Below are 19,345 nucleotides of genomic sequence, written 5' to 3'. Positions count from 1 at the left end.
GTGGAGCGGGTCAGGAGGAGGCGAGTCCGGGTTCGCCGTGCGGGACGACGACGTCGTCCCCGGTGGGAGCGGGACGGCCGTACACCGCGATGACGGCGCCCAACCCGAGTGCGGCGCCGACCGATTGGGCCGCGACGAAGGGGGCGACGGAGGCGGGGGCGATGCCGGCGAAGGTGTCGGTGAAGGCCCGGCCGATGGTCACTGCCGGGTTCGCGAAGGAGGTGGAGGAGGTGAACCAGTAGGCGGCCCCGATGTACGAGGCCACGGCCACCGGTGCGAGGGAGGCGTTGCCGATGCGGTCGAGCCCGAGGACCAGCAGGATCAGCCCGGCCGTGGCGACCACCTCACCGAGCCACAGGTGGGGCGCGGACCGGTCGTGCGTGGACCACTCGACCAGTGGCTTGCCGAACATGGCGTCGGCCAGGACCGCCCCGCCGACGGCTCCGGCGATCTGTGCGGGCACGTACGCGGCCACGTCCCGCAGGGTGAGGCCGTCGGTCGAGCGGCGGCCGGTGAACCAGGCGGCGAGGGTGACGGCCGGGTTGAAGTGCGCGCCGGAGACCGGCCCGAGCACGGCGATCAGCACGCCCAGACCGAGGACGGTGGCGAGGGAGTTGGCGAGCAGCTGCACGCCCGCGTCGCGCGACAGCTCGGCGGCCTGGATGCCGGAGCCGACCACCACTGCCACCAGCACCCCGGTTCCGACGGCTTCGGCGGCGAGCCGTCGGCCCAGGGGCGCGGTCACGCGGTGGCTCCGGCGGTCTGCGGCGCGGTCAGGAATGCGGCGAGCCGGTCCAGGACGCCGGGCAGCACCCGGTAGTACACCCAGGTCCCGCGCCGCTCGCAGTCGATGAGCCCGGCCTGCCGGAGCAGCTTGAGGTGGTGGGAGATCGTCGGCTGGGACAGCGTGAAGGCCGGCGTCAGCTCGCAGACGCAGACCTCGCCGTCCTCACCACGCGAGGCGATCATCGACATCAGCCGGAGCCGCACCGGGTCGCCCAGAGCCTTGAACACCTTCGCCAGCTCGGCCGCCCGGTCCTCGTCCAGCGGCGTGGACAGCCCCGCGCAGCAGGCGGCTTCCTGCCCGAGCACCTCAAGCCCTTGTTTCGACATGCCTCTATGTTGACGTTTTCCGATCCAAGGCGCAAGGTTGCATCAATGAACGTCGATACAGGCCGTTCGGGGCACCGCCATGCCCCCGTCCCCTGGGAGTGAGTCATGAACGAGCAGTCCACCGACCTCCGTGAAACCGTCCGTCGGCGCTACGCCGCGGCGGCCGTGAAGGTGACCGAGGGCGGCGCCGGCTGTTGCGGGCCCGAGCCGGTCGAGGTCGACGAGAACTTCGGTTCGACGCTGTACGCCGCCGACGAGCGCGACGCCCTGCCCGCCGAGGCGGTTGCCGCGTCACTCGGCTGCGGCAACCCGACCGCCGTCGCGGACCTGCGTGCGGGCGAACGCGTCCTCGACCTGGGCTCGGGCGGTGGCATCGACGTCCTGCTCTCGGCCCGCCGCGTCGGCCCCACCGGCAAGGCGTACGGGGTGGACATGACCGACGAGATGCTGGCCCTGGCCCTGGCCAACGCCGAGAAGGCGGGCGCGGCGAACGTCGAGTTCCTGAAGGGCACCATCGAGTCCGTCCCGCTGCCCGCGAACACCGTCGACGTGGTGATCTCGAACTGCGTGATCAACCTGTCGACGGACAAGGCGGCCGTGTTCGCCGAGGCCTTCCGCGTCCTGAGGCCCGGCGGTCGCATCGGCGTCTCCGACGTCGTCGCCGACGACACCCTCACCACCGAGCAGCGCGCCGAGCGCGGCGACCACGTCGGCTGCATCGCCGGTGCCCTGTCGTTCGCCGAATACCGTCAGGGACTTGAGGCGGCCGGCTTCACGGACGTCGAGATCACTGCCGCCCACCCGGTTGCCGACGGCATGCACTCGGCCGTCGTCCGCGCCGTCAAGCCCGCCGGTGCCACCGGGACGGACGGCTCCTCCGCATCCGCCGCCTGCTGCGGTGTGACCGCCTGTTGCACCTCCGGCGAGCAGGCCGCCGATCCGTCGACCACCGTCGCCGAGGCGAAGGCCGCGAGCGGCTGCGGCTGCCGGAGCTGACGGCCCCACCGCCTCCGCGCAGTGGGTGAGGGGGGAGGCCGACGGGTCGGCAGTCGTACACCGGCCGAGCCGGCCGGCGTGCCGTCGTACGGCCGGGGACGTCCCGGTTCCGGGCCGCGCCCCTTCTGCGGGGGGACCTGTTCCGCCGTCCGTGCCCGGTCTCATCGCGGGGGGCCCGTCCCGCCGCCCGAGACCCGCCTCATTGCAGGGCGACCTGTCCCGCCGCCCGAGGCCCGTCCCATTGCAGGGGTCTCCTCCAGCGGCCCGAGGCCGTCCCACCTGCATGGCACCCGTCTCAGCCGGTGTGCTCTCGCGGTGGTGTGCGGACGGCGAGGAGGGCGACGTCGTCGATGCCGGGTGGCTGGACGCGGCGCAGGAGCTGGTCGGTGAAGGACGGCAGGGGGCGGTGGGCGAGGGCGGCGGCGTGCTGCCGGAGCCGGTGGAGGCCCTCGTCCAGGGTCTGGCCGGGAGCTTCGATGAGGCCGTCGGTGTACAGCAGCAGGGTGGATCCGGGCGGCAGCAGCGTGGTGGCGTCGGAGCGGGGCGCGGAGACTCCGGTGCCCAGCAGGAGTCCATGGCCGTCCGTGAGGTAGTGGGCCAGTCCGTTCTGGTCGATGAGCAGGGGCGGGGGGTGGCCGGCGTTGGTCCAGGACAGCTGCCAGTGTCCGTCGTCCGTCTCGGTCACCCGGGCGAAGATGAGCGTGGCCATGGTGACGTCGGTGATCGGCATGACCGCCTCGTCGAGGCGTTCGACGATCCGGCTGGCGGGTTCCCGCTGGGACCAGGCGTAGGCGCGGAGCATGTTGCGCAGCTGGGCCATGCCGGCCGCGGCCTCCAGGTCGTGGCCGACGACGTCGCCGATGGCCAGCGCGGTGGCCCCGTCGGACAGGGTGAAGGCGTCGTACCAGTCGCCGCCGACCTGTGAGGCGTCGGGGGCGGGCAGGTAGCGGACGGTCATCTGCAGACCGGGCACGCTCGGCATCTGGGGCAGCAGGTGGTTCTGCATGGTCTCGGCGACCGCACGCTGGCGCTGGTAGAGGCGGGCGTTGTCCAGGGCGACACCGGCGCGGCGCGCGATGTCCTCGATCAGCGGCAGGTCGGCGGTGGTGAAGTTGCCCGGCTTCGCGGCACGGCCGAGGGTGAGGGCCCCCAGGACTTCGCGGGTGCTGCGGAGGGGGGCGATGGCCGCGGAGTGGATGCCGGTGGCGTCGAACAGGCGGCGCTGCTCCACGGCTATCCCGGAGTCGGGGGCGCCCTGGTAGGTCTCGGGCCCCGCCAGGGTGGAGGCGACGCCGCGCAGAGCCCGGGAAAGGGGCATCGGGGACTCCTGGGGGACCGGCGGCATGGGCCCCTGCAGATCTTCGTGGCGCACCAGCGTGTCGCCGTCGGCCTGGACCACGGTGGTGCGCCACACCTCGTCGCGCTCGGTGATCAGGTCGATGACGACCCAGTCCGCCAGCCGGGGCACGACCAGGCCCACCAGCCGGCGCTGTGCCTCGTCGACATCGAAGGTGGAGGTCAGCTGTGTGGTGGTCTCGGCCAGCAGGGCCAGCCGCTCCAGATCGCTCATCCGCTCGGTGGCCTGCTCCTGGTGCGGTCCGGTGCTGTGCGCCGCCTCAGGCGTGTGGAAGACCACGAGTGTGCCGGCTCCGGGGCCGTCGACGGCGTAGGGCGCGATCAGCCAGGAGATGCGCAGGAGGGAGCCGTCGGCACGGGCGAAGTAGTCCTCCTCGGCCTGTGCCGGGTGCCTGGCGTGGAACGCCTGCCGCATGCTGCACCGGGTGGTGGGCAGCGGCTGGCCCTGGGGCCCGCGGTGCAGCAGCTCGTGAGCGTCCTGGCCGATCAGGTCTTCGGCGGGCCGCTTCAGCAGCTGCTCGGCGAGGGAGTTGACGGCGACGATACGGCCCTGCTCGTCGGCGAGGTAGGCGCCGGCCCCGATGGCGTCCAGTGCGCCGGTGAGCCCGGCGTCGGGAACTCCCGGCGACCGACCAGGACCGGTCTCGTCGGTCTTCGGCTCCGTCATGTCCTCGCCTCCGGAACATCGAGTCCCGTCCTCGGTGCCGTGGTACGAGCACCGCCGGACGTCCTCCCGCTTTCTTTCCCGTGTGCCCCCGCGGAACGCATCCGACCTCGTGTCCGGCGGTCCGGATACGGGCTCCTCGGGCAAGGTGTCCCACACGGACGGCTCCAGGACCGCCCCCGCAGGGGCCGGGAGGGTGTCGTATGCCCTGGAGCAGCACCGACGCGGCGGGCCGGGCATCTGCAGCCGTCGCCCCCGTCCGGCGCCATCCGGTTCGGTGCGGGACTCAGCAGGCGGCGGCCTCGTCCACCGTCTCCCGTACGTCCAGAACCGTGTCGACTCCGGTGATCTCGAAGAGCCGCCGCAGCTGCCGTGTCGGTGCGGCCACGCGCAGGGTGCCCGTCTGGTGGGTGAGGATCAGCAGGTTGAGAAACGCCGAGTCCGCGAAGACGACACCGGAGGCGTCCAGGACCACGAGTGGATGCTCCTTGGCGGCGGCGTCCAGTGCGTCCGTCAGAGGCGGGATCGAGTGCATGTCGTAGGAGCCGTGAGCGGCGACGACCCAGGCATCGCCTCGTTCGTACTGGGTCACCGACGCCTCCGGGGCGCGTCCGCCGGCCTGGTCCGGCCACCGCGTCCCACCGGCGTCGCTCGTGAGCCTCGGCATGATGGCTTCGTCCCAGGACACCTTCGGGCTCCTTCCACGGCTCTTCGTCGAGTGAGTAGGCCAGCGAATACGCGAAAAGTATGTCACGTAACTGGTTTCCGGCAATGGTGTCCCCTAAAATGCTGGGCATGGTTGGAGTGCCCGAACCTCACACCGGATGGACGTTCATCACCAACCACGCGCGTGTCCTCGCGGCCATCGCCGACAACCCGAACGTCCGGATCCGCGACATCGCCGCCCGCTGCCGGCTCACGGAGCGCGCCGTCCAGCGGATCATCTCCGATCTGGAGCAGGACGGTTATCTCTCCCACACCCGTGACGGGCGCACGAACACCTACCGCATCGAGCCGGACAAGGTGCTGCGTCATCCGGCGGAAGCCGGCCTCTCCGTGGCCTCTCTGCTCTCCCTGCTCGTGCAGGACGAGACCGAGCGCGTCCAGAACCCGGTCGCCCAGTAGTCCCGGCCCGGGGTTTCACGGGTGGTGGCCCGTCATGCGGGCCGCCGAGGCTATCGTCGCGCGGGCCTCGCGCTCGGTCAGACCGGTGTGCAGAGCGGCCTCGGTGAGGGGGGCCACCAGGGCGGGGCCGATGCCGTTCTCGTAGGCGCGGCAGGCCGCCCAGAACAGGCGGGTGTTGCGCTGGCCCTCGTGGGCGGTCAGGACGAAGTGGACCAGGCCCCGGCCGTGGTCGCCGGCGGCGGGCGGCGCCGGCTGGTGGGGACGCGGCGGGGGCAGCAGCAGGCGGAGCAGGGACGGCGGGCAGGCGGCCGGGGCCAGGTGCGCGGTGCCGGGGACGGCGGTGTACACGCCGTGGTCGGTGCGGGAGCCGGGGCCGACGAGGTAGCCGCCGGCGCCCCGGATGTCGATGCCGGGGGCGAGGCGGCCGGCCGAGTTCGGTACGACGGTGTCCGGTGGCCCGGTCAGCCACAGGTGGCGGCCGCCGCTCGGGGTGAGGACGACGACCGTCTCCGGGATCGTGAACAGGTGGCGCAGGGCCAGTTCGCGCAGGGCGGCCGAGGAGTCCGTGCAGGACTTGGTGTCCAGGTCGACGCCGATCAGGTGGTACGGGGGCAGTCCGCAGGCGATGCCGTAGCCGGTGGCCCAGGGCGCGGCGGCGAACAGCTCGCGGATGCGGACGGGGTCGGTGGAGGCGTCGTACACGCCGTGGCCGAAGCGTCCGCACTCGCCGTGGCAGGGGCGTCCCGGGACCGGATCGTCGCGGTGCGGGGAGCGCAGCGCCGGGAGCTTCGTCCGGGACAGCGGGATGACGGCCAGGCCGCGTTCGGCGGCTGACAGGGCGTGCGCGAGGGCCAGCGTCGTGGCCTGCCGGTCGGTGGTGGCCATGCCTCTATATTCGTACGTACGTTCGAAAAAGGGAAGGGCGGAAGGGGGTGTATGCCGCTGCAGGAGCGGGCGGGCCGGAGGTGTGCCGGAACGTTTCATCCCTTGTGTCGCTTGGACGGTCGGGCATCCGTACCGGCCCCGCTTCCGTGACGGAAGTGACCGGAGTCGGTGAAAGGGGTTTATCGACTTGTCATCACGCTTGCGTGCGAATCTCGGCTTCTGTGGTGGTTCGCCACCGATTCGGTGGGCAACCCTGGAGGCGCGACGTCGTCCACGACGAGCCGAGGCGGTCGGCCGGCCGCCTCGGCGTGAACCACAGTTCGACCACCATCGGCCTAGGGCCGCCGAATGCCTGGTTCTGGAGGAACAACATGGCAAGCACCGCCCGCGTTCTCGCGGCCGTCCCCCCTCTCCCACGCGCAACCGCCCTCTTCGCCGGGGCCGCGGCGGCGGACGACGGCGCCCTCCCGGACGACGGATCGCACGCGGGCGCGGCGGGCGTCCTCGGCGGCGGAGCCGGGGACGACGGCAGCGGCAACTTATCCACCGCGAACCGGAACGCGGTCGCCTCCGGCGCCCCGCACCGGAGGGACTCCGCCCGGGTCGACGGCTCCGTGTTCACGGCCGTGCAGCAGGGCGACGACAACGTCCGCGCCGTCCCCGTGACCATGCGGTGAGCCTCGGGCGGGGGTTCTCGTGGGGAGGGCCCTCGCCGGGTGTGCTTCAAGGGTCGCAACACGTCTGCGCGGCGGTGCCTCGGCGCCGCCGCGCAGACGTCTGTGCGGGACCCGCGCGGTGGTGGCCGGCCTTGACACCCCCAGGTATCTGACGGACAGTCAGAAATGGTTTCCGAGTCAGGGGGTGGCGGTGCGCGAGGAGCAGCTGAGCGACGAACTGGGCGCGCGGCTCAAGGAGTTCGAGGGACGTCCGGCCGCCGTCGCCGGCGTCGGCAAGGACCCGGTGAACGCGCCGATGATCCGGCACTGGTGCGAGGCGCTGGGCGACACCAACCCCGCCTACACCGGCCCGGACGCCATCGCCCCGCCCACCATGCTCCAGGCCTGGACGATGGGCGGCCTGGCCGGACACCGGGGCCGCACCGGGGCGTACGACGAACTCCTCGGCCTGCTGGACGCGGCGGGCTGCACCGCCGTGGTGGCCACCGACTGCGAGCAGGAGTACCTTCGGCCCCTGCGCCCGGGCGACGAGGTCGCGTTCGACACGGTCATCGAGGAGGTCTCCGGCCGCAAGACGACCAGGCTCGGCACGGGCTACTTCGTCACCACCCGGATGGACGTCCGGGTGGACGGCGAGCCGGTCGCCACCCACCGCTTCCGCATCCTCAAGTACGCCCCCGCGCCCCGCACACCCCGGCCGCGCCGCCCCCGCCCGGTGGTCAACCGGGACAACGCCGGCTTCTGGCAGGGCGTGGCCGGGCACCGGCTCCTCATCCAGCGCTGCACGGCCTGCGGCACCCCGCGCCACCCCTGGCTGCCGGGCTGCAACGCCTGCGGCAGCCAGGACTGGGACACGGTGGAGGCGAGCGGCGAGGGCACGGTCTACTCGTACGTGGTGCTGCACCACCCGCCCTTCCCGGCCTTCGATCCGCCTTACACGGTCGGTCTGATCGAACTCGCCGAGGGGGTGCGGATGGTCAGCAACGTGGTCGGAGTGCCGTACGACAAGGTGCGCATCGGGATGCCGGTGCGGCTGGAGTTCCAGCGGTGCGACGAGGAGCTGACGGTACCGGTGTTCCGGGTGGTGCAGCGGTGAGGGCCGGTGACCGGCTGCCGCCGCTGGAGATCCCGGTGACCCGCACCCTGATCGTGGCGGGCGCCATCGCCTCCCGGGACTACCAGGACGTGCACCACGACCCCGAGCTGGCCCGGCAGAAGGGCGCACCGGACGTCTTCATGAACATCCTGACCACGAACGGCCTGGTCGGCCGGTACGTCACCGACCACTTCGGCCCCACGGCGGTGCTCCGCAAGGTCGCCATCAGGCTGGGCGCGCCCAACCACCCCGGGGACACGATGGTGCTGACCGGCAGCGTCGAGGAGGCCGACGGGAACACGGCCGTCGTCCGGGTCGTCGGCGCCAACGGTCTCGGCACCCATGTGACGGGCACGGTGACGCTCACCCTCCCGGAGGCCGGGTCATGAGCCTGCGCGGTCGCGACACCCTCGGCGGACGCGCGGCGATCGCCGGCATCGGGGCCACCGAGTTCTCCAAGGACTCCGGCCGCAGCGAACTGCGCCTGGCGGTGGAGGCGGTGCGGGCCGCGCTCGACGACGCCGGGCTCTCCCCGGCCGACGTGGACGGGCTGGTGACCTTCACCATGGACACCAGCCCGGAGATCACCGTGGCCCAGGCCTGCGGGATGGGCGAGCTGTCCTTCTTCTCCCGGGTGCACTACGGCGGCGGTGCGGCCTGCGCCACCGTCCAGCAGGCGGCGCTCGCGGTGGCCACGGGCGTGGCGGAGGTCGTGGTCTGCTACCGCGCGTTCAACGAGCGGTCGGGCCGCCGGTTCGGCGCGGGCGTGCAGCACCGGGAGCCGTCGGCGGAGGGGGCGGCCCTCGGCTGGGTGCTGCCGTTCGGGCTGCTCACCCCGGCCTCCTGGGTGGCGATGGCCGCCCAGCGGTATCTGCACGCCCACGGCCTGACGCCGGAGGCGTTCGGACACGTGGCCGTGGTGGACCGGGCGTACGCGGCCACCAACCCCGCCGCCTGGTTCCACGGCCGCCCGATCACGCTCGCCGACCACGCCGCCTCCCGCTGGATCGCCGAACCGCTGCGGCTGCTGGACTGCTGCCAGGAGACCGACGGCGGGCAGGCCGTCGTCGTCACCTCCCTGGAGCGGGCCCGGGACCTGCCGCGGCCGCCCGCCGTGATCGCGGCGGCGGCCCAGGGCGCGGGCCGGGCGCAGGAGCAGATGACCGGCTTCTACCGGGACGACCTGACCGGCCTGCCGGAGATGGGCGCGGTGGCCCGGCAGCTGTGGCGCACCAGCGGACTCGGCCCGGACGCCGTCGACGTGGGCATCCTGTACGACCACTTCACCCCGTTCGTGCTGATGCAGCTGGAGGAGTTCGGCTTCTGCGGCCGGGGCGAGGCGGCGGACTTCGTGGCCGAGCGGCGGCTGCCGCTGAACACCCACGGGGGCCAGCTCGGGGAGGCGTATCTGCACGGCATGAACGGCATCGCGGAGGCGGTACGGCAGCTGCGCGGCACGGCCGTCAACCAGGTCCCGGGGGCGGCCCGCACCCTGGTGACGGCCGGCACCGGGGTACCGACATCAGGCCTGGTCCTGACGGCGGACGGCTGACCTCCTCAGGGGCGTACCCGCAGACGGTACGGTCCCGCAGTCCACCTTCAGGAGGTGGAGACAGCCCCACCCCTACAACCTGAGGGGGACTCGCCTTCGGGACCTGCGGGCGATCCGCCGCGGTGAGCCTCGCTCCTAGCGTGGAGCCATGACCACACCCGTCTGCACCAGCGCCTCGGCCGCCGCCGCTCCCGCGCGGCAGACCTACCCGTCGTTCGCGTCGTACGTGCGCGCCCGCCAGCCCGTCCTGCTGCGCACCGCCCGCTCGCTGACCGCGAATCCGAGCGACGCCGAGGACCTGCTGCAGACCGCGCTCGCCAAGACCTACGTGGCCTGGGAGCGGATCGAGGACCAGCGGGCGCTCGACGGCTATGTGCGCCGGGCGCTGCTGAACACCCGCACCTCGCAGTGGCGCAAGCGCAGAGTGGACGAGTTCGCCTGTGACGAGCTGCCCGAGCCGGAGCCCGTGCCGGGCGGCGACGACCCGGCCGAACGGCAGGCACTGCACGACGCCATGTGGCGGGCGGTCCTGCGGCTGCCGGCGCGCCAGCGGGCGATGGTCGTCCTGCGGTACTACGAGGACCTCAGCGAGGCCCAGACCGCCGAGGTGCTCGGCGTGTCCGTGGGCACGGTGAAGTCGGCGGTCTCCCGAGCGCTGGGCAAACTGCGCGAGGACCCGGACCTGGTTCCGGTCCGCTGACCCGGGGTGTCCGCGGCAAACAGTGACCTCCAAGTGACACACTCCCTAGTGACATACCGCTTGGTATGTGCGCAGAATTCAGCGCACCCCTACCACCGCGTAGGACCACCGCGTAGGCAATGTCGCCCGGGAGGACGCCGTGCTGGCCACCATGCAGGACGTACCGCTGCTGATCTCCAGAATCCTGACCCACGGATCGAGGGTCCACGGCTCCTCACGGGTGACCACCTGGACCGGGGACCCCGAACCGCACCGGCGCACCTACGCCGAGATCGGCGACCGCGCCGCGCAGCTGGCGCACGCCCTGCGCGACGAGCTGGGGGTGACCGGCGACGACCGGGTGGCCACGCTCATGTGGAACAACGCCGAGCACGTCGAGGCGTACTTCGCCATCCCCTCCATGGGCGCCGTCCTGCACACGCTGAACCTGCGGCTGCCCGCCGAGCAGCTGGTGTGGATCGTCAACCACGCGGCCGACAAGGTCATCCTCGTCAACGGCTCCCTCATCCCGATGCTCGCGCCGCTGCTGCCGAAGCTGCCCACGGTCGAGCACGTCGTCGTGACCGGACCCGGCGACCGCGCCCCGCTGGCCGACGCCGGCCCGCGGGTGCACGAGTACGAGGACCTGATCGCGGGCCGCCCCACCCACTACGACTGGCCCGAGCTGGACGAACGCCAGGCCGCCGCCATGTGCTACACCTCCGGCACGACCGGCGACCCCAAGGGCGTGGTGTACAGCCACCGTTCGATCTACCTGCACTCGATGCAGGTCAACATGACCGAGTCGATGGGCCTGACCGACGAGGACACCTCGCTCGTCGTCGTACCGCAGTTCCACGTCAACGCCTGGGGCCTGCCGCACGCCACCTTCATGACCGGCGTCAACATGCTGATGCCGGACCGGTTCCTGCAGCCGGCCCCGCTCGCCGAGATGATCGAGCACGAGCGGCCCAGCCACGCGGCGGCCGTCCCGACCATCTGGCAGGGCCTGCTCGGCGAGCTCACCGCGCGCCCCCGCGACGTGTCCTTCCTCGGTCAGGTCACGATCGGCGGCGCGGCCTGTCCGCCCTCGCTGATGGCGGCGTTCGACCGGCTCGGCATGCGGGTGCGGCACGCCTGGGGCATGACGGAGACCTCCCCGCTGGGCACGGTGGCCCGCCCGCCGGCCCACGCGATCGGCACCGACGAGGAGTTCGCCTACCGGCTCACCCAGGGCCGCTTCCCGGCGAGCGTCGAGGGCCGCCTCACCGGCCCCGGCGGCGAACACCTGCCCTGGGACGGCGAGTCGGCGGGCGAGCTGGAGGTGCGCGGGCCGTGGATCGCCGGCGCCTACTACAACGGCCCCGACGCCGAACCGCTGCGCCCCGCCGACAAGTTCAGCGCGGACGGCTGGCTGAAGACCGGAGACGTCGGCACCATCTCCCCCGACGGCTTCCTCACCCTCACCGACCGGGCCAAGGACGTCATCAAGTCCGGCGGTGAGTGGATCTCCTCGGTGGAGCTGGAGAACGCGCTGATGTCCCACCCGGACGTCGCCGAGGCCGCCGTGGTCGCCGTACCGGACGAGAAGTGGGGCGAGCGGCCGCTGGCCACGGTCGTCCTCCGTCCGGGCGCGACCGCCGACTTCGAGACCCTGCGCACCTTCCTCGCCGAGGAGGGCCGCATCGCCAAGTGGCAGCTGCCCGAGCGCTGGACGGTCATCGAGTCGGTCCCGAAGACGAGCGTGGGCAAGTTCGACAAGAAGGTGCTCCGCAGGCAGTACGCGGACGGGCGACTGGACGTCACCCGCCTCTGACGGGAACGTCCGCGGCGGGGACCGGATCCGGCCCCCGCCGCCAGCGTTCGGCGCACGCCGTCAGCGATGTTCCTGCCGCCTGGCGTCACGCCGAAAACTCCCACCGCCGGCGCCGGACCCTGCCTGCTGCCGGTGGTGGCCGTCGCGCGCTCCAGTGCGGCACTCGCATGACACCGGTGCCGGCCGCTGCATGCGTCGTGCCCGGTGCGGATGCTGTCAGCGCCGGTGCTAGCGGTGCCACAGTGCCGGCGCTCGCGGTGCGACAGTGCCGGCCCCCGCGGTGAGACAGTGCCGGCCCCCGCGGTGAGACAGTGCCGGCCCCGGCGGTGAGACAGTGCCGGCCCCGGCGGTGAGACAGTGCCGGCCGCCGCATGGCGTGTCGGTGTCGGCCGCCGCGCGGTCAGCCGGCCCCACACGCCCTCGGCGCCGGCTCCGCGGATGGTCAGCGTCGGCCGCCCCGAACCGTCGTCGTCCAGCCCAGCACCAGCCACAGCCCCGCCACCGCGCAGACCCCGGACCAGCCCCAGTGGCCGAAGGCGGGGCCTGCGACGGCCGAGGCGAGGGCGCCGCCGGCGAAGCCGGAGACGACGTAGGCCGTGTTGGCGGTGGCCGGTGTGGACGTCGTCGTCAGGGCCAGGGTCTGGTTGGCGACGTGGGAGGCCACCAGGGCCGCGTGGATCGCGATCGCGGCGGCGAACAGCGCCGGCAGCACCTGCCCGCCGAGCCAGAACAGTGGTACGGCGACGGCGGCCAGCACGAACGCGGCGCCGACGACCCGGGCCGCGCCGAACCGGTCCACCAGCCCGCCCGCCAGCGGCGCCACCGCGCTGGAGGTGAGCCCGAAGAGGCCGAAGAGCCCGGCGGTCGCGGTGGACAGGCCGTACTCCGGCCCGGTCAGCAGCAGTGCCAGCGAGGTCCACAGGGCGCTCCACGCGCCGAACATCCCCGCCTGCCGCAGGCATGCCCGCCACAGGTCGGGCGAGCGGCGCAGCAGCCCGGGCAGCTCGGCGATGCCGGAGAACAGCCCGCCCTGCCGCACCCGCCGTTCGGCCGGCAGGACCAGCGCGGTGGCCAGCCCCAGGGCGAGGGTCAGCACGGCGGACCCGGCGAACACCCAGCGCCAGCCGAAGGCCTGCCCGGCGAGCCCGCCGAGGACGCGGGCCGCGACGATGCCGGTGAACAGCCCGGCGATGACGGCCGCGACATGGCGGGCGTGCCGGTCGGCCGGGGCGAGCGCGGCGACCAGCGGGACGAGCAGCTGCGGTACGACGGTCGCCGCGGCGGCGACGAACACGGCCGCCGCCAGGGCCGCGGTGCCCGGGGCGACGGCCGCGACGAGCAGGGCAACCGTGGTGGCCACGGAGAGCCAGGCGACCAGCGGGCGACGGTCGACGCGGTCGCCGAGGGGGGCGAAGAAGAGCAGGCCGGCCGCGTAGCCGAGCTGGGCCACCGAGGCGATCCAGGCCACGGCCGCGGGGACGGTGCCGAAGTCGCGGGCGATCAGCGGCAGCAGCGGGGCCGCGAGATAGATGTTGGCGGCCGTGACGGCGGTGCAGACGGCGATGAGCAGGAGGAAGAGGGTGCCGGAGGCGGACCGCTGGGAGGCGGATGTCCGGACCGCGGGCGCCCGGCGGGTGCTGGTGGCTGTCGGCATGGGGGGAGGCACTCCTTAGAGCGGACTCACACAACTAACTGGTTGGTTGAAACTCGTCAACAGGGTGCACCGCCCAGGCATTCCCCGTCAACCAACCAGTTGGTTACCGCCGGCTGTGCGTCCTACCCTGTCCCCATGGCAGCAGTGAGGGACCCCGAGGCCACCAAGGCCCGCATCTTCGACGCGGCGGTCGCCGAGTTCGCCCGGCACGGCATCGCGGGCGCCCGCATCGACCGGATCGCCGCCGAGGCCAAGGCGAACAAGCAGCTGATCTACGCCTACTTCGGCAACAAGGCGGAGCTGTTCAGCAAGGTCCTGGGCACCTGCATGGTCGACCTGGCGGCGGCCGTACCCGTCGACCCCGACGACGTCGAGGGCTGGGTCGACCGCCTCCTCGACTACCACGCCACCCACCCCGAACTGCTGCGCCTGCTCTTCTGGGAGGGCATCGAGTACGGCAGCGCCGAACTGCCCGACGAGCCGGCCCGCCAGGACCACTACGCCCGCAAGGTCGCCGCGCTCCAGGACGGCCAGGCCCGGGGCGTCATCACGGACGCCATCCCGGCCGGCGACCTGCTGATCCTGATCACGGCGCTGACCAACTGGATGGCCGTGGTCCCGCAGATGCGGCGGATCCTCTCCGGCACGCGGGACTCCGACCGCGACCGCCTGCGGGCCTCCATCAAGGAGGCGGCCCGCAGACTGGTCGCCCGCTAGCGACTGCCCGCCCGGTGCCGGTGTCCGGGACCGGTGTCCGCCCGGTGTCCGGGTCCGCTGTCCGGGTCGGAGGGCCGGGACCGGTGTCCGGGTCGGGTGCCTAGTTCGTGCCGACCCGGGCCAGCAGATCCACGATCCGCGTCTGCACTTCGGCGCTGGTGGAGCGCTCGGCGAGGAACAGCACCGTCTCGCCCGAGGCCAGCCGGGGCAGCTCGGCCTGGTCGACGGCGGCCGTGTAGACGACCAGCGGGGTGCGGTTGAGCTGCCCGTTCGCCCGCAGCCAGTCCACGATCCCGGCCCGCCGGCGGTGCACCTGCATCAGGTCCATCACCACCAGGTTCGGCCGGAACTGCCCCGCCAGCGTCACCGCGTCGTTGTCGTTCGCGGCCCGCGCCACCTGCATCCCGCGCCGCTCCAGCGTCGAGGTCAGCGCCAGCGCGATCTCCGCGTGCTCCTCGATGAGCAGCACGCGCGGAGGATGCTGTTCGCTGTCGCGCGGCGCCAGCGCCTTCAGCAGGACCGCGGGATCGGCACCGTACGCCGCCTCGCGCGTCGCCTGCCCCAGCCCGGCCGTGACCAGCACCGGCACCTCGGCGGCCACCGCGGCCTGGCGCAGCGACTGCAGCGCGGTCCGCGTGATGGGCCCGGTCAGCGGGTCCACGAACAGCGCGGCGGGGAAGGCCGCGATCTGGGCGTCGACCTCCTCGCGCGAGTGCACGATCACCGGCCGGTAGCCACGGTCGCTCAGTGCCTGCTGGGTCGTCACGTCCGGCGCGGGCCACACCAGCAGCCGGCGCGGGTTGTCCAGCGGCTCCGGGGGCAGCTCGTCGTCCAGCGGCTGCGGACGCGGGGTGTCCGCCACCTCCACGGCCCCGCCGGGACCGTCGAGCGGCTCGGGCCCCTCGGCGGCGTCGGGCTCCGGGGCGCCTATGGCGTACGACCGCCCGGCCCCCTCGGTGCCCGCGGCCGGCCGGGACTGCCCCCCGAGCGAGGGCTGCGCCCCGGGCACCGGACCGGCCGGCGCGGACTGCGCCACCGCCGGCTGCCCGACCAGCGGCGCCTGTCCGCCGAGGGAGGCCTGCCCACCGAGGGACGGCTGCGCGGGTGCCGGTTCGGCCTGCGGGTGCGGCCGTGCCGCCTGGCCCGGCTGCGGCTCCGGGCGGGTGGCCGGGTCGGGGGGCGTACCCAGCTTGCGCCGCCGGCCGGAACCGCCCGGCGCGTGCGGCGGCGGAGTCGCCGTCGGCTGCTGCACCTGGGCCGCCTGCCGCGCGAACGGCACACCCTGTCCGAGGGTGCGCACGCTGATCGCACGGCCCTGCGTCGAGTCCGGGTCGACCGGCACACCGCCGACGGCCTCGGCGGGCAACGGCTGCGCGGCCGGTACGGCGGTTCCGTTGTCCCCCGGGGGAAGCGGGGTGCCGGGAGCCGGGGTGGGAGCCGCGGTGCCGGCGGCGTCACCGGTGCCGGGCCACTGCTGCGGGGCACCGGCCGCCGGGTTGCCGCCGGACGGCACGGCCTGGGCGCCGCCCTGCCGGCCCGCGGGCACCTGTCCGGCCTCGGCGGGCAACGGCAGCGCACCCGGGGCCGCCACCGGGGTACCGGCGGGCGGGGTGCCCGGCTGTGCGGCGGAGCCCTGCGGGGGAACGGCCGACGGCTGCTGGACCGGCGCGGCGGGCGCGGGCTGCGCCGCGGCGCCCTGCGCGGGCGCGGCCTGGGCCGGCGTGCCCTGGCCGGGTACGGCAGCCTGGCCCGGAACGGCGGCACCGGGCTGCGCACCGGGAAGCACGGGAGCGGGGCCTGCCTGGACCTGCCCGGGACCTGCCTGCGCGGGACCCGCCTGGACGTGACCCGCCTGGACGGGGATGCCCTGCCCTGCCGTGCCCTGCGCGGGAATGCCGGGAGCCGCCTGGCCGGGGGCGGGCGGTACCGGCGTGGTCTGCGGGACCTGGCCGGGAGCCGGCGGTACGGACGCGGTCTGCGGGATCTGGCCGGGGGCGGCCGGCGCCGGAAGCGGCTGCGACGGGGTCTGGCCGGGTACGGTCCCCGGCGCCACCGCGTGCGCGGCCTCGGCCGGCTGGGCCACGGCGCGGCGCCGCCGGCCGGTCGGGGCGCTGGTGGGATGCGGCTGCGGCGGGGTGTGGTCCTCGGCCTGGTCGAGCGGTACGGCGTCGTGCCGGCCGTCGTCACCGGGGAGCCCCTCGACGGACACCGGCATCTGCGCGGGCACCTGCACCTGACCGGGCAGCGGCCCGCCACCTGCAGCCGGAACCACTCCCGGGCGCGGGCCGGCAGCCGTACCCGCGACGCCCGGAACGGACGGCCCACCGGCGCCCGGCGCCACGGGAACCCCTGCGTTCGGCCCGGCAGGTGCATTCGCACCCGGCGCCACGGGAACCCCTGCGTTCGGCCCGGCAGACGCACTCGCACCCGGCGCCACCGGCACGGCCGCACCCAGGGCGGGGCCCGCGGCGCTCGCCGGGCCCGCACCGCTCGCCGGGCCCGCGCCGTTCGGTGCGCGGTCGGCCTCGGCCGGCGGCAGGGCGAAGACCGTACGTGCGCCGGCCTCCTGCGCCGTGGCCCGCTCCGCCGCGGCGGCCAGCGCCCGCCGGCGCCGTCCGCCCGGCTGCGTACCCTCGGCCGCGACCGCCTCGCCACCCTGCGCCACAGCGACCTGCGCGCCCGGTGCTGGCTCGCCGCCGGCCGCGGGAAGGGCCGGGGGCAGGGCGGCCTGCGGGGCGTCGGAGTCACGGCGGGCCCTCCGGCCCGTGGGCGCGGGCACGCCCTGCGGCGGCACGGTGCCACCGAGTCCCGTACCCGAGGCGGCGGCCCCCGCGCTCTGCTCGGCCGCGGTCATCACGGCACCCTCGGCCACGCCCTCGTCCTCACCGGCGCCGCCGGGCTCGGCGGGCCGCCCGCGGCGGCGCCCGGTCCCGCCGGACGCGCCCTCCGCGGCCTCGGCCGGAACCACCGCGGCCTCCTCGGCGGGCGCGGCGGCCCGCCGCCGGCGCCGCCCGGTCGGTACGGGCGCCTCCGCCTCACCGGCGTCACCCGCGCCGGCCACGTCACCGTCCAGGAAGGCGTCCGTGGAGGCCCGCCTGGCCCGCCGCCGACCGCCCCCGGCGGTCTGCTCGGCCGTGCCGGAGTCGTCCGCGGCGCCCTCGGTGCCGTCCGGCGCCTGCACCGCGCCCGGGGCGTCGCCGGCGACCGCGCCCGCCCCGCCGCCGAGCGGCACCTCCAGCACGTACGCGCTGCCGCTCATGCCCGGCACCTCGTGCGTCTGCAGCACGCCTCCGTGGGCGCGCACGATCCCGCGCACGATCGGCTGGTGCACCGGGTCCCCGCCGGCGTACGGCCCGCGCACCTCGATACGCGCGACCTCGCCGCGCTGCGCGGCGGCCACGACGACGGTGTTGTCCAGGTATCCGCCCGCCGAGACGGGCGTGTTGCCGGTGGCGTCGACCCCGGCGACGTCCGCGACGAGGTGCGCGAGGGCGGTGGCGAGCCGCTGCGGGTCGACCTCGGCCTCGATGGGCGGGGCGTGGACGGCGAACTGCACGCGCCCCGGCCCGATCAGCTCGACGGCCCCGTCCACACCGGCGGCGACGACGGCGTCCAGCATCACCTTCGTACGGGTGATGTCCTCGCTGCCCGCGTCCAGCCGCTGATAGCCGAGGACGTTGTCGATCATGGTCGTGATCCGCGAGTACCCGGCGGACAGGTGGTGCAGCACCTGATTGGCCTCGGGCCACAGCTGGCCGGCGTCGTCGGCGGCGAGCGCGGACAGCTCGCGCCGCAGCTCGTCCAGCGGACCGCGCAGCGACTGGCCGAGCAGCGTGACCAGCTGCTCGTGCCGCCCGGCGAGCGCCTCGTACCGGTCCTTCTCCCGCTCGGCGAGGGAGGCGTACCGCTCCTCGCCGGCCGCCAGCTCCTCCGTGTGCTTCTCGCGCAGCTCCTCGACCTCGGTGACGTGCTGCTGGCGCAGTGCGGTCAGGTCGGAGGCGTGCTCCTCGGAGAGCCGTTCCAGCTCCTCGGCGTGCGCCTTCTCCAGCGCGGCCTTCTCCTCCACCAGGGCGTCGAACGGCCGCCGGTCGGTGAAGGTCATCACGGCGCCGACGAGCTGGTCCCCGTCGCGCACCGGCGCGGTGGTCAGATCGACCGGCACCCTCTGGTCGCCCTTGGACCACAGCACCTGCCCGCGCACCCGGTGCTTGCGCCCGGAGCGCAGGGTGTCGGCGAGCGGCGACTCCTCGTACGGGAAGGGGGAGCCGTCGGCACGGGAGTGCAGCACCAGCGTGTGCAGCTCCTTGCCGCCCAGCTCACCGGCCCGGTACCCCAGTATCTGGGCGGCGGCCGGATTGACGAGCACGATCCGCCCGTCGGTGTCGGTGCCCACGACGCCTTCGGCGGCCGCCCGCAGGATCATCTCGGTCTGCCGCTGCGAGCGGGCCAGCTCCGCCTCGGTGTCGACGGTCCCGGACAGGTCCCGGACCACGATCATCAGCAGCTCGTCGCCGGTGTAGCCGTAACCGTCGTACGCCTGCTGCCCGTTCTCCAGGTTCGCGCTGGTGACCTCGACCGGGAACTCGGTCCCGTCGGTCCGCCGGGCGACCATCCGGGTCGGCTTGGTCCGTCCCGTGGGGTCCATGTGATCGGGCCGCCGCATGGAGCCGGGGATCAGCCGGGAGTCGAACTCGGGCAGCAGATCGAGCAGCCCGCGCCCCACGAGAGCCGTGCCGGGCGCCTCGAAGGCCTCCAGCGCGATGGTGTTGGCGTTGACGACGGTTCCGTTGGCGTTGACCAGGACCAACGCGTCCGGCAGCGCGTCGAGTATGGCTGCGAGGCGAGCAGCGCCTCGGGATGGCCTGCTGCTCACGAGTCGCCTTCCTCCCTGTTACCGCACCTTGCCGACCGCTCGGGCCATCTTGCCAACCGGCCCGCGACGTGTCACGCGAGGGAGTCTAAGGGCACGGGTTGCGCTCGCGGCGCCGGATGAGAGGGAGGTCCCACGAGGAAGT

General features: G+C 74.1%; 16 protein-coding genes. 9 read left to right on the top strand and 7 right to left on the bottom strand.

Annotation, left to right across the window (positions count from 1 at the left end; all coding sequences use genetic code 11):
• Positions 1-10 precede the first annotated feature (10 nt).
• The gene (locus tag S1361_RS19675) at positions 11-745 is read right to left on the bottom strand and encodes an aquaporin (RefSeq protein ID WP_208033128.1); all 735 of its coding nucleotides are present in this window, start codon (positions 743-745) and stop codon (positions 11-13) included.
• Positions 742-1,113 carry an ArsR/SmtB family transcription factor gene (locus S1361_RS19670; protein WP_208033127.1) on the bottom strand — a complete coding sequence of 124 codons (372 nt, stop codon included), beginning with the start codon at positions 1,111-1,113 and terminating at the stop codon, positions 742-744. The genes S1361_RS19675 and S1361_RS19670 overlap by 4 nt, the downstream gene beginning before the upstream one ends.
• Before the next feature lie 105 nt (positions 1,114-1,218).
• Here S1361_RS19670 and arsM point away from each other — a divergent pair, with 105 nt between their 5' ends.
• Positions 1,219-2,109 carry an arsenite methyltransferase gene (gene arsM / locus S1361_RS19665; RefSeq protein WP_208033126.1) on the top strand — a complete coding sequence of 297 codons (891 nt, stop codon included), beginning with the start codon at positions 1,219-1,221 and terminating at the stop codon, positions 2,107-2,109.
• Between the two features lie 295 nt (positions 2,110-2,404).
• On the opposite strand, the gene S1361_RS19660 is transcribed toward arsM, so the two are convergent.
• Together S1361_RS19660 and S1361_RS19655 are read right to left on the bottom strand one after the other, a co-directional pair.
• Complete coding sequence (locus S1361_RS19660) at positions 2,405-4,132, bottom strand: SpoIIE family protein phosphatase (protein WP_208033125.1); 1,728 nt, start codon at positions 4,130-4,132, stop codon at positions 2,405-2,407.
• A gap of 283 nt (positions 4,133-4,415) precedes the next feature.
• Positions 4,416-4,817: an STAS domain-containing protein gene (locus S1361_RS19655; RefSeq protein ID WP_243769229.1), complete on the bottom strand. Its 402-nt coding sequence runs from the start codon at positions 4,815-4,817 to the stop codon at positions 4,416-4,418.
• Positions 4,818-4,924: 107 nt separating this feature from the next.
• On the opposite strand from S1361_RS19655, the gene S1361_RS19650 reads away from it, so the two are divergent.
• Complete coding sequence (locus tag S1361_RS19650) at positions 4,925-5,254, top strand: helix-turn-helix transcriptional regulator (RefSeq protein ID WP_208033124.1); 330 nt, start codon at positions 4,925-4,927, stop codon at positions 5,252-5,254.
• A 15-nt stretch (positions 5,255-5,269) separates the two neighbouring features.
• Here S1361_RS19650 and S1361_RS19645 read toward each other — a convergent pair whose 3' ends face one another.
• Complete coding sequence (locus S1361_RS19645) at positions 5,270-6,139, bottom strand: bifunctional DNA primase/polymerase (RefSeq protein ID WP_208033123.1); 870 nt, start codon at positions 6,137-6,139, stop codon at positions 5,270-5,272.
• Between the two features lie 371 nt (positions 6,140-6,510).
• On the opposite strand from S1361_RS19645, the gene S1361_RS19640 reads away from it, so the two are divergent.
• The 6 genes from S1361_RS19640 (at position 6,511) to S1361_RS19615 (ending at position 11,959) form a co-directional block, all read left to right on the top strand.
• A complete protein-coding gene (locus S1361_RS19640) occupies positions 6,511-6,816 on the top strand; it encodes a hypothetical protein (protein WP_208033122.1) in 306 nt (101 codons plus the stop codon).
• Positions 6,817-7,006: 190 nt separating this feature from the next.
• Positions 7,007-7,912: a bifunctional MaoC family dehydratase N-terminal/OB-fold nucleic acid binding domain-containing protein gene (locus S1361_RS39885; RefSeq protein ID WP_279577617.1), complete on the top strand. Its 906-nt coding sequence runs from the start codon at positions 7,007-7,009 to the stop codon at positions 7,910-7,912.
• On the top strand, positions 7,909-8,301 hold the full coding sequence (locus S1361_RS19630) for a MaoC family dehydratase (RefSeq protein ID WP_208033121.1): 393 nt from the start codon (positions 7,909-7,911) through the stop codon (positions 8,299-8,301). The genes S1361_RS39885 and S1361_RS19630 overlap by 4 nt, the downstream gene beginning before the upstream one ends.
• A complete protein-coding gene (locus S1361_RS19625; protein ID WP_208033120.1) occupies positions 8,298-9,464 on the top strand; it encodes a lipid-transfer protein in 1,167 nt (388 codons plus the stop codon). The genes S1361_RS19630 and S1361_RS19625 overlap by 4 nt, the downstream gene beginning before the upstream one ends.
• A gap of 148 nt (positions 9,465-9,612) precedes the next feature.
• Positions 9,613-10,164 carry a SigE family RNA polymerase sigma factor gene (locus S1361_RS19620; protein WP_208033119.1) on the top strand — a complete coding sequence of 184 codons (552 nt, stop codon included), beginning with the start codon at positions 9,613-9,615 and terminating at the stop codon, positions 10,162-10,164.
• A gap of 139 nt (positions 10,165-10,303) precedes the next feature.
• Positions 10,304-11,959 carry a long-chain fatty acid--CoA ligase gene (locus S1361_RS19615; RefSeq protein ID WP_208033118.1) on the top strand — a complete coding sequence of 552 codons (1,656 nt, stop codon included), beginning with the start codon at positions 10,304-10,306 and terminating at the stop codon, positions 11,957-11,959.
• A 442-nt stretch (positions 11,960-12,401) separates the two neighbouring features.
• On the opposite strand, the gene S1361_RS19610 is transcribed toward S1361_RS19615, so the two are convergent.
• Positions 12,402-13,613 carry an MFS transporter gene (locus tag S1361_RS19610; RefSeq protein ID WP_208033117.1) on the bottom strand — a complete coding sequence of 404 codons (1,212 nt, stop codon included), beginning with the start codon at positions 13,611-13,613 and terminating at the stop codon, positions 12,402-12,404.
• A gap of 135 nt (positions 13,614-13,748) precedes the next feature.
• Here S1361_RS19610 and S1361_RS19605 point away from each other — a divergent pair, with 135 nt between their 5' ends.
• Complete coding sequence (locus S1361_RS19605) at positions 13,749-14,330, top strand: TetR/AcrR family transcriptional regulator (RefSeq protein ID WP_208033116.1); 582 nt, start codon at positions 13,749-13,751, stop codon at positions 14,328-14,330.
• A gap of 100 nt (positions 14,331-14,430) precedes the next feature.
• Here the strand turns inward: S1361_RS19605 and S1361_RS19600 are convergent, their stop codons facing one another.
• Positions 14,431-19,203 carry a PAS domain-containing protein gene (locus S1361_RS19600; RefSeq protein ID WP_208033115.1) on the bottom strand — a complete coding sequence of 1,591 codons (4,773 nt, stop codon included), beginning with the start codon at positions 19,201-19,203 and terminating at the stop codon, positions 14,431-14,433.
• Between the last annotated feature and the right edge of the window lie 142 nt (positions 19,204-19,345).

The organism is Streptomyces cyanogenus, assembly GCF_017526105.1.
Classification (GTDB): domain Bacteria; phylum Actinomycetota; class Actinomycetes; order Streptomycetales; family Streptomycetaceae; genus Streptomyces; species Streptomyces cyanogenus.
The sequence above is the reverse complement of the archived record's forward strand: the minus strand, read 5'-3'. Positions and strand labels throughout refer to the sequence as shown.